This is a genomic window from Campylobacter sp. CFSAN093246 (genome assembly GCF_012889415.1).
Classification (GTDB): domain Bacteria; phylum Campylobacterota; class Campylobacteria; order Campylobacterales; family Campylobacteraceae; genus Campylobacter_D; species Campylobacter_D jejuni.
The window spans coordinates 532325-541648 of the sequence record NZ_CP040613.1 but is presented as its reverse complement, the minus strand read 5'-3'; the positions used below and the strand labels follow the sequence as shown (position 1 = coordinate 541648).

The 9324-nt window shown below is 31.4% G+C and carries 11 protein-coding genes; 4 read left to right on the top strand and 7 right to left on the bottom strand.

Annotated elements, in window-relative coordinates; translation table 11 throughout:
* Window position 1: 1 nt before the first annotated feature.
* From FBE87_RS02895 to FBE87_RS02880, 4 genes are read right to left on the bottom strand one after another with little or no spacing between them, the layout of a single operon-like run.
* Complete coding sequence (locus FBE87_RS02895) at window positions 2-601, bottom strand: DNA polymerase III subunit delta' (RefSeq protein ID WP_002852167.1); 600 nt, start codon at window positions 599-601, stop codon at window positions 2-4.
* A gap of 5 nt (window positions 602-606) precedes the next feature.
* Complete coding sequence (locus FBE87_RS02890; protein ID WP_002852154.1) at window positions 607-1143, bottom strand: HobA family DNA replication regulator; 537 nt, start codon at window positions 1141-1143, stop codon at window positions 607-609.
* Window positions 1144-2346: an aspartate kinase gene (locus tag FBE87_RS02885; RefSeq protein ID WP_052799281.1), complete on the bottom strand. Its 1203-nt coding sequence runs from the start codon at window positions 2344-2346 to the stop codon at window positions 1144-1146. It abuts the gene before it with no gap.
* A 1-nt stretch (window position 2347) separates the two neighbouring features.
* Complete coding sequence (locus FBE87_RS02880; protein WP_032581179.1) at window positions 2348-2818, bottom strand: RNA pyrophosphohydrolase; 471 nt, start codon at window positions 2816-2818, stop codon at window positions 2348-2350.
* Window positions 2819-2918: 100 nt separating this feature from the next.
* Here FBE87_RS02880 and hemW point away from each other — a divergent pair, with 100 nt between their 5' ends.
* The 4 genes from hemW to queA are packed head-to-tail and all read left to right on the top strand — an operon-like array spanning window position 2919 to window position 6211.
* The gene (gene hemW / locus FBE87_RS02875) at window positions 2919-3986 is read left to right on the top strand and encodes a radical SAM family heme chaperone HemW (RefSeq protein WP_002873383.1); all 1068 of its coding nucleotides are present in this window, start codon (window positions 2919-2921) and stop codon (window positions 3984-3986) included.
* Window positions 3987-4043: 57 nt separating this feature from the next.
* Window positions 4044-4460, top strand: coding sequence for a Sec-independent protein translocase protein TatB (gene tatB, locus FBE87_RS02870; RefSeq protein ID WP_002852097.1), 417 nt, complete (start codon window positions 4044-4046; stop codon window positions 4458-4460).
* Window positions 4453-5190: a twin-arginine translocase subunit TatC gene (gene tatC / locus FBE87_RS02865; RefSeq protein WP_002859093.1), complete on the top strand. Its 738-nt coding sequence runs from the start codon at window positions 4453-4455 to the stop codon at window positions 5188-5190. The genes tatB and tatC overlap by 8 nt, the downstream gene beginning before the upstream one ends.
* Entirely contained in the window at window positions 5183-6211 is a 1029-nt protein-coding gene (gene queA / locus FBE87_RS02860; RefSeq protein ID WP_002867696.1) for a tRNA preQ1(34) S-adenosylmethionine ribosyltransferase-isomerase QueA, read from the top strand. Before tatC ends, queA begins: the two co-directional genes overlap by 8 nt.
* Here queA and lpxD read toward each other — a convergent pair.
* From lpxD to FBE87_RS02845, 3 genes are read right to left on the bottom strand one after another with little or no spacing between them, the layout of a single operon-like run.
* Window positions 6200-7165 (bottom strand): UDP-3-O-(3-hydroxymyristoyl)glucosamine N-acyltransferase, encoded by a 966-nt coding sequence (gene lpxD, locus FBE87_RS02855; RefSeq protein ID WP_052799939.1) that lies wholly within the window; start codon window positions 7163-7165, stop codon window positions 6200-6202. The two genes, queA and lpxD, sit on opposite strands and share 12 nt — an antisense overlap.
* A complete protein-coding gene (ilvN, locus tag FBE87_RS02850) occupies window positions 7162-7626 on the bottom strand; it encodes an acetolactate synthase small subunit (RefSeq protein WP_002852211.1) in 465 nt (154 codons plus the stop codon). The genes lpxD and ilvN overlap by 4 nt, the downstream gene beginning before the upstream one ends.
* A complete protein-coding gene (locus FBE87_RS02845; protein ID WP_002867695.1) occupies window positions 7623-9323 on the bottom strand; it encodes an acetolactate synthase large subunit in 1701 nt (566 codons plus the stop codon). The genes ilvN and FBE87_RS02845 overlap by 4 nt, the downstream gene beginning before the upstream one ends.
* Window position 9324 lies beyond the last annotated feature (1 nt).

Here is a 9324-nt window from a genome sequence, read left to right as displayed (position 1 = left end):
TTTATTTCTTTGTATAGTAATTTAATAAAAGAGTAGCTAAAAGCACCCCGCTTTTAGAATTTAATTTTGCAAGCTCATAACTTTCATAAAAAAACTCTAATTCTTCAGCGTTAAAATCTTTATATTTCACACATTCTTTAGCAAGCAATGCGATTTGATCCATAAGTTCATTTTTATCCAAATTTTCATTTTTTTGCAAAAAATCAAAAAGCATTCTTAAATCCATTCTTTTAAGATCTAAATCAAGTTTTTTAACTTCCTTTTCAACTTTTCTTTTTTCACAAATAAGACGTGATTTTATAGTAGGTAAAAGTAAATTTTTAGAAGGTATCACAATAAGAAATTTAATATTTTTTGGAGGTTCTTCAAGGAGTTTAAGTAAAAAATTTTGCGCTTCTATCCTATAAGAATCCGCCATTAAAACAATAATTTTTTCTTCAGTTTCTGCGATATAGCTTTCTTTTTCAACCGCTCTTGCATCATCAAGTAAAAATTCATTTTGTGGTATAAAAAATCTTAATTTTTTAATACCAAAATTATTAATCATTTCTTCCTTAATACCTAAAAAATCTTCACTGATAATAATCTTACTAATAAACAAAATATTTATCCTAATTGCACCTTGGAAAATAATATTGCATCCAAACTTACATCAAAAAGTTGATATAAACTAATAAGCTTGATATCCAAGTCTTTATCTTTAGAATTTAAATAAAAACTATCTTGTAACTGCTCATCAAAAAGCCACAATAAACTATCATCTCTTGATTTAGCGATTAAAGATTTATTATCAGAAGCACTTCCTATATAAAAATATACATAACCATTAGGAAAAGAAATGTCAAGCAAGTCATTAAGTAAAGCTATATCTTCTGAACTTTGTACTTTCTTCTTACATAAAGAATTTAACGACACAAAAGGGAGCATGGGACGAGTGGCTTTTGAATTTATATTTTTTAAAAAATACTCTTCATACCAAGATCTTTGTTCATCGCACATTAAGACAAAAGTGCGTCCCTCTAAAAGATATTTAAGTCTTGCAGCCATCAAAGGAGCCCATTCTAAACGACGCGACTCTAACCATGCCATAAAAGCTCCGCCATTGCGAATATTTTCAAGAGTAAAACTTAAAAAATCACTCATTTATTTATCAAGTCCGTAGCACTCATGTAGTGCTCTAACTGCAAGTTCTCCGTATTTTTCATGAACTATCATTGAAATTTTTATTTCACTAGTAGAAATCATACCGATATTAATCCCCTCATCAGCTAAAGCTTTAAAAGCTTTACTTGCCACTCCTGAATGTGATTTCATGCCTACGCCGACTATAGAAACTTTTACTACAGCACTATCACTTTCTATAGTTGTTTTTGAGCTTAAAATTTTTTGCATAGCATTTTTAGCTAATTCAAGTTCATTTTGAGGAACCGTAAAACCCAAATTTGTAGCGCCATCAACTCCAACATTTTGTATAATCATATCTACATTAATATTTTCATTTGCCAAAACAGAAAAAATTTCAGCTGCGATTCCAGGCTTATCTTCTATATTTCTTAAAGTCACTCTTGCTTGATTTTTATCCAAAGCAATACCACTTACTAAAGCTTGTTCCATTCCATCTTCCTTTGTTATCATTGTTCCTTCGTTATTGTTAAAACTACTTCTAGTTACTAAGTTAACATTTAATTTTTTTGCAAGCTCTACAGAGCGATTTTGCAAAACTTTTGCACCCAAACTTGCAAGTTCAAGCATTTCTTCATAAGAAATTTTATCCAATTTCTTTGCCTTTGGTTCAATTCTTGGATCTGTTGTATAAACCCCATCAACATCGGTATAAATTTCACACAAATCCGCATTTAAGGCACCTGCCACCGCCACAGCACTTAAGTCGCTTCCACCACGCCCTAAGGTAGTTACATTACCTTCCTCATCTACACCTTGAAAACCTGCTATAACAACTATTTTACCATTTTGAAGTTCTGATTTTATCGCTTTTGTATCAATATGATGAATTCTTGCCTTTGTAAAAACACTATCTGTAATAATTCCTGCTTTTCTCCCAGAAAACGATATAGCGGGACAACCCTTTTCATTTAAAGCGATAGAAAGTAAAGCGCTTGTTACACGCTCTCCGCTGCTTAAAAGCATATCCATATCTTTACCATTAGGAGTTTTACTAAAATATTCAGCTTGCTCGATAAGAGTATTTGTCACCCCACTCATTGCAGATACTACAACAACAAGTTGATTACCCTGTTGCACACTTTGGATAACCCTATTGGCTACTGCTTCGATACGCTCAAGTGTTCCAACGCTTGTTCCACCATATTTTTGAACTATAAGCATTTTAGATATAACCTTTCTCTTCAAAATATTTGATCACTCTAACATAAATATTTTTTTTGAAATGATTAATCATTTCAAAAATTTGTTTAACACTCACAAATTGATAATCATCAAATTCAGGATGCTTAGTATTGATATTGATTGTAGCACCGTGCTTTAAACGCACTAAAAAATATTTTTGAATCTGCCCATCATAAGGATACATTTTTTTAACAATTTTACTCGGAAAATCATAACTCAACCATTCTGGATACTCAGCAATGATTTCAACCTCATCAGTGCCTATTTCTTCTTTTAGTTCTCTAAATAAAGCGTTTTTGACACTTTCACCTTTATCAATACCTCCTTGTGGAAATTGCCAAATATTATCCATATCACTTCTTTTAGCTATAAAAATCTTACACTCAAAAGGATAAGAACTTGATAAAACAATAGCTGCAACATTTGGTCTATAATTTTTCTCGTTTTCCACAATATTTTTCCTTAAATCTCAAGAATATAATTTTAACCTAAATCAAATCAAATTTTTATTAAAATACATTAAAAATTTAATAAAATATTTTAGGGTTTTTATGCATTTTTATATCCATATTCCATTTTGTGAAAGCAAATGTAATTATTGCGCTTTTACAAGTTTGAAAAAAAATGATTATGAAAAAGCTTATTTTCAGGCTTTAAAAGAAGATATTGTTTTTCAATTAAAACAATTTAACATTCAATCAAATCAAATTAAAACCTTATTCATAGGCGGAGGAACACCAAGTTGTGTTAATGCGTATAATTATGAAGATATTTTTAAAATTTTATATCCCTTACTAGATAAAAATGTAGAAATTTCATGCGAAGCTAATCCCAACTCAGCAACATTAAATTGGCTTAAAAATATGAAAAATCTAGGAGTTAATCGCATTTCTTTTGGAGTTCAAAGTTTTCATCCTAAAAAACTTCACTTTCTTGGAAGAATTCACAATCAAGAAATGATTATCAAAACATTAGAAAACGCAAATAAAGTAGGTTTTAAAAATATCAATTTAGATCTTATTTATGATACGAAATTAGACAATAAAAAAATGCTTGAATTTGAACTCTTACACTTAAAACAAATCAAGGATTTAATCACACACCTTAGTGCTTATAATTTAACCATAGAATCAAACACAGCCTTTGCTAAAAAAGAACATTTCAAAAAAAATGCTCCTAATTTAATGAAATTTTTCATCAAACAACTTCTAGAGCTTGACTTTTTTCAATATGAAATCAGTAATTTTTCAAAAACCAAAGCCCAAATTTGCAAACATAATCTTGCTTATTGGCAAGGAAAAAACTACCTAGCTTGTGGATTAAGTGCAGTAGGATTTTATGAAAATAAGCGTTTTTATACAGCAAAAAATTTAAAAAATTACATAGAAAATCCTACTTTTAGATCTATAGAGCAACTAAGTTCCAAAGACTTGAATTTAGAGCACCTATTTTTAGGACTTAGAAGTATAGTAGGGATTGATGAAACAAAACTCAATCAATGGCAAAAAGACAAAATAAATATATTATTAAAAGAAAAAAAACTTTTTTACAAAAATAAAAGATATTTTAATCCTAATTTTCTCATTAGCGATGAACTTGCTTTATATCTCTCATCTTAAATTTAAGTTTTTTAAGTAAAATATTTATTAAAATATCAAATCAAAGAGTAATGATTAATGAGTTTTGGTGAAATTATAGTTATTTTAGTTGTAGCGATTTTAGTCTTAGGACCTGATAAACTTCCAGAAGCTATAGTACAAATAGCAAAAATTCTAAAGGCTGTAAAACGCAACATAGATGATGCAAAATCAAGCATAGAAAAAGAAATACGCATCAATGACTTAAAAGAAGAAGCTAAGAAATACAAAGATGAATTTTCAAGCACTAATGAAAATATACGCAAAAAACTCAGCTTTGAAGAATTTGATGACCTTAAGAGAGATATTTTAGATAAAACAAAGGTAGATTTAACCTTTGATAGCAGAGATGATAAAGTAAAAAATAACCTTAGCGGACAAAATTTAAATACAGAAGAAAAACCAAATCTTAGCAAATTAGAAACACAAGATAAAAACGGAAAAATAAATGTTTGAAGAATTAAGACCTCATTTAATAGAACTTAGAAAACGCCTTTTTATAAGCGTTGCTTGCATTGTAGTTATGTTTATTGTATGTTTTGCTCTACGAAGCTATATCTTAGATATTCTAAAAGCTCCACTTATAGCTGTTTTACCCGAAGTAGCCAAACATGTAAATATAATTGAAGTACAAGAAGCCTTATTTACCGCAATGAAGGTTAGTTTTTTTGCAGCCTTTATCTTTTCTCTACCTGTAATTTTTTGGCAATTTTGGAAATTTGTAGCTCCAGGACTTTATGATAATGAAAAACGCCTTGTGGTGCCTTTTGTTAGCTTTGCAAGCATTATGTTTGCCTTGGGGGCTTGTTTTTGCTATTTTGTTGTAGTGCCTTTGGCTTTTAAATTTTTGATTAATTTTGGTTTAAATGAAGATTTTAATCCTGTAATTACCATAGGAACTTATGTAGATTTTTTTACAAAAGTTGTTGTGGCTTTTGGCTTAGCTTTTGAAATGCCTGTAATTGCCTTTTTCTTTGCTAAAGTCGGACTTATAGATGATAGTTTTTTAAAACGCCATTTTCGCATAGCTGTTTTAGTTATTTTTGTTTTTTCAGCCTTTATGACTCCACCTGATGTTTTATCTCAATTTTTAATGGCAGGACCACTTTGCGGACTTTATGGACTTTCTATTTTAATTGTTCAAAAGGTAAATCCTGTCCCAAAAGATAAAGAAAGTAATGAATAAAGACTTACTTCTTTCAAGCTATGATTACACTCTAGCTAATGAACTCATAGCCAACTATCCTACAAATCCAAAAGAAGATGCTAGGCTTTTGGTTTTTGATCGCAAAAACAAAGAAATTTTTCACACTACTTTTAAAAATTTACACGACTTTTTACCCAACTGCGCGATTTTTTTCAATGATACCAAAGTTATTAAAGCAAGAATTTATGGTAATAAAGCAAGCGGAGGAAAAATAGAACTTTTCTTACATCAACCTTTTTTAAATTCTCACAATCCACTTTTTCTAGCTCAAATTAAAGGGCGCGTTAAAAAAGATGAAATCTTATATTTTAAAGAGGATTTAAAAGCGCGCGTTGTAGAACTTTTAAATGATGGTCTTCGAAAAGTTCATTTTTTTCAAAATGATAAAACCTTAGACACCTCAAATCTTTACAACCTGCTTGACAAGATAGGACATATACCCTTGCCTCCTTATATTAAAAGGGAGGATGAAAAAAGTGATTTGAAAGATTATCAAAGTATCTTTGCAAAAAATTTAGGCGCAGTGGCTGCTCCGACTGCAAGTTTACATTTTAGTGAGACTATGCTTGAAAATTTAAGAAAAAAACACGAAATTTATCATTTAACCTTGCATGTAGGAGCTGGAACCTTTAAAAGCGTGGAATGTGAAAATATACAAGAGCATAAAATGCATAGCGAATTTTTTAATATTCCGCAGCAAGCATGTGAAATTATAGATTCTAAACAAGCTATTTTAGGCGTAGGAACAACGGTAACAAGAACCATAGAATATTATACAAGAACTAAAACAAAAAATGGTTTTTGTGATCTTTTTTTACACCCGCAAAATCCACCTATAAGACAAAATCATCTTTTAACCAATTTTCATTTACCAAAATCTACTCTTATCATGCTAGTTTCAGCTTTTATCGGTAGAGAACAGTGTTTAAAACTTTATGAACTCGCCATAAAAGAAAAATATCGCTTTTACTCTTATGGCGATGCGATGCTAATCTTGTGATTTTTCTTTAAAATTTATTGCTATTTTAGCTTGAAGTTTTAGCCAATCTTTTTGAAGCATGATAGGAAAACCTCCATAAACACGCCCGCCTTCTAAATTTTTACTCACACCGCCTCTTGCAGCTATAGTGCTAAAATCGCCTATTTTTAAATGTCCACTCGTTGCACTTTGACCACCCATAATAACATTGCGTCCTAACTCACTTGAACCTGAAATTCCAGTTTGCGCCACAATGATACAATTTTGACCTATATTGCAATTATGTCCGATTTGAACTAGATTGTCTACCTTAGTACCTGCTTTGATAATAGTACTATCAAAAACTGCTCTATCTATAGTTGTACAAGCCCCCACTTCTACAAAATCTTCTAAAACCACGTTGCCATTATGATAAATTTTATAATGTTCGCCGTTTTTATTGTGCGCATAACCAAAACCGTCACTTCCTATTACACAATTAGCAAGCAGATGACATTTTTTACCGATTTTAGTATCATTATAAATCACTACATTAGGATGAATAATACTCTCATCACCAATGCTGACATTATCGCCTATATAAGCTCCTGCCATAATGATTACATTTTCACCGATATTTACATTATCACCTATATAAACACTAGGCATGATTCTTGCGCTTTTTGCGATATTTTGTACTTTTTCTTTAGCTGTGCTTATCAAAGGTTTAGCAAAAAGCTTGCTTAAAAAAGCAAAACTCAAATGTGGACTTTGAGTAATCAAAGCTTTAGTATCTTTAGGTACTAAATTTTCATATTCTTTAGATACTAAAATAGCAGCAGCTCCTGTGTGAGGTATATCTTTGGTATTTTTCTCACCATCACAATAAGTAAGCTCTGTAAAATTTGCTTTCAATAAAGAATTTAAAGCACTGATTTCTATATCCTCGCCTTTATATTCCAAGCTTAAAAATTCTGCTATTTCACTTAATTTCATTTAATCTCCATCAAAACAGATCCACTGCGAACTATATCACTAGGATTGTATTTTTTAATTGTTTTTAAAAAATTATCAATGCGATTTGCATCATCAGCAACCATTAAAAACAAAAAATTCTCATTGCTATTTGCAATAGTACCATTATAAGCTTTCAAAACGGCATCAAGTCCACCTAAATTTTCATTTAAAGGAATTTTCACCAAAGCCATTTCTTTGTCAATAAATTCTTCACTTTCTATCACTTTATAAGTAGGAATGAGCTTATGAAGTTGTTTAACTATCTGCTCAAAAGTTCTTTCATTTCCTGAAGTGACTATATTAATACGAGAAAATTCTTTATTTTCCAAAGGTGCTACTGTAAGCGAGTCAATATTATAACCTCTTCCTGAAAAAAGTCCTACTATACGAGATAAAACCCCATGCTCATTTAAAACAATTACCGATAAAACCCTTCTCATTGTCTATCCTTTGCCTTTGGTAAAATCATATTATAAATCGCACCTCCTGCAGGCACCATAGGTAAAACATCTTCAAAGCGATCAATTTTTACATTTAAAAGAGAGGTTTTATCACTTTTTAAAGCTTGGCTAAAAGCTTGAATGAATTCTTCTTTGCTTGAAATTTCATAACCTTCACAACCAAAACCTTGAGCAATTTTGATAAAATCAGGCTGAGTGCTTAAATCAGTTTGTGAAAAATGCTCTTTATAAAACATACTTTGCCATTGTCTTACCATACCTAAAAAGGCATTATTTAAAATAATATTTATAGTTTTTATACCATACTCATAAGCAGTCATAAGCTCTTGGATATTCATTAAAACCGATCCATCACCTACGAAATTAATCACCACTTCTTCACCCACGGCAAGCTTTGCACCCAAAGCAGCAGGTAAAGAATATCCCATAGTTCCTTGCCCTCCACTTGTTGCAAGTTGTCTTGGATAATTAAAAGGATAAAACTGTGCCACCCACATTTGATGCTGACCCACATCGGTAATAATCCTTGCATCTGGAGCCATTTTCGCACATTCTTCAATCACCCATTGCGGTTTTAAAATCTCATTGCTATCTTCATAAGAAAGCGGATAAAGTTCATTATAACGCTTTAAAGTTTCGTGCCATTCTTTAAAAGTTGTGTTGAAATTTTCCTTTTTAAGCTCTTCTAAAAGCTCTTTAAGAACTTCTTTAATATCTCCTACTATAGGATAATGCGCATTGATAATCTTTGAAATAGAACTAGGATCAATATCAACATGAACTATAGTCGCATGTTTAGCAAATTCACTTGTTTTTCCTGTAATCCTATCATCAAATCTCGCTCCTACACTCACAAGCAAATCACACTCACTTAAAGCCATATTAGCAGCATAGCTTCCATGCATACCTGCCATTTTAAGATTAAAAACATCATCACTTCTTAAAGTTCCAAGCGCCATCAAAGTTTCAACTGCTGGAATTTTTGTAAATTTTATAAGCTCTCTGATTTGCTCGCTTGCATTAGAACTGATGCAACCTCCACCTAAGTAAAACAAAGGTCTTTTTGCTTCTTTTAAAAGCTCTGCAAATTTTTTAATTTGCTTTGAGTTACCCTTATAAACGGGCTTATAAGTCTTCATGGAAATTTCTTTAGAGTATTCCCAAAGCCCCAAAGTTGCACTTACGTCTTTTGGCACATCTATATGCACAGGCCCAGGTCTACCACTTCTTGCTATATAAAAAGCCTCTTTTAAAATGCGTGGAAACTCTTCTATACAAGTAACTAAATAATTATGCTTTACACAAGGTCTTGAAATGCCTACTGCATCAATTTCTTGAAAAGCATCTGTACCAATAAGAGAATTTGCCACCTGCCCTGAAATCAACACCAAAGGGATAGAATCGCTATAAGCCGTAGCTAGACCTGTAATAGTATTTGTAAAACCTGGTCCGCTTGTAACTATAGCTACGCCCACTTCTCCGCTCATTCTTGCGTAAGCATCAGCAGCATGCAAAGCCGCTTGTTCATGACGCACTAAAATATGTTTAAAATACTTTTGATTGTAAATTTCATCATAAATATTAAGCGCAGCGCCTCCAGGATAACCAAAAACAATTTTAACATTTTCTTCTTTTAAAGCCTCGCAAATCATTGCCGAACCGCTTAACTCTTTCATA

Bases quoted from the DNA above. Each gene is read 5' to 3' on its own strand.
- FBE87_RS02890 (WP_002852154.1), bottom strand. From the start codon at position 1,143: ATGAGTGATTTTTTAAGTTTTACTCTTGAAAATATTCGCAATGGCGGA.
- ilvN (WP_002852211.1), bottom strand. From the start codon at position 7,626: ATGAGAAGGGTTTTATCGGTAATTGTTTTAAATGAGCATGGGGTTTTA.
- tatB (WP_002852097.1), top strand. From the start codon at position 4,044: ATGAGTTTTGGTGAAATTATAGTTATTTTAGTTGTAGCGATTTTAGTC.
- tatC (WP_002859093.1), top strand. From the start codon at position 4,453: ATGTTTGAAGAATTAAGACCTCATTTAATAGAACTTAGAAAACGCCTT.
- FBE87_RS02845 (WP_002867695.1), bottom strand. From the start codon at position 9,323: ATGAAAGAGTTAAGCGGTTCGGCAATGATTTGCGAGGCTTTAAAAGAA.
- queA (WP_002867696.1), top strand. From the start codon at position 5,183: ATGAATAAAGACTTACTTCTTTCAAGCTATGATTACACTCTAGCTAAT.
- FBE87_RS02885 (WP_052799281.1), bottom strand. From the start codon at position 2,346: ATGCTTATAGTTCAAAAATATGGTGGAACAAGCGTTGGAACACTTGAG.
- lpxD (WP_052799939.1), bottom strand. From the start codon at position 7,165: ATGAAATTAAGTGAAATAGCAGAATTTTTAAGCTTGGAATATAAAGGC.
- hemW (WP_002873383.1), top strand. From the start codon at position 2,919: ATGCATTTTTATATCCATATTCCATTTTGTGAAAGCAAATGTAATTAT.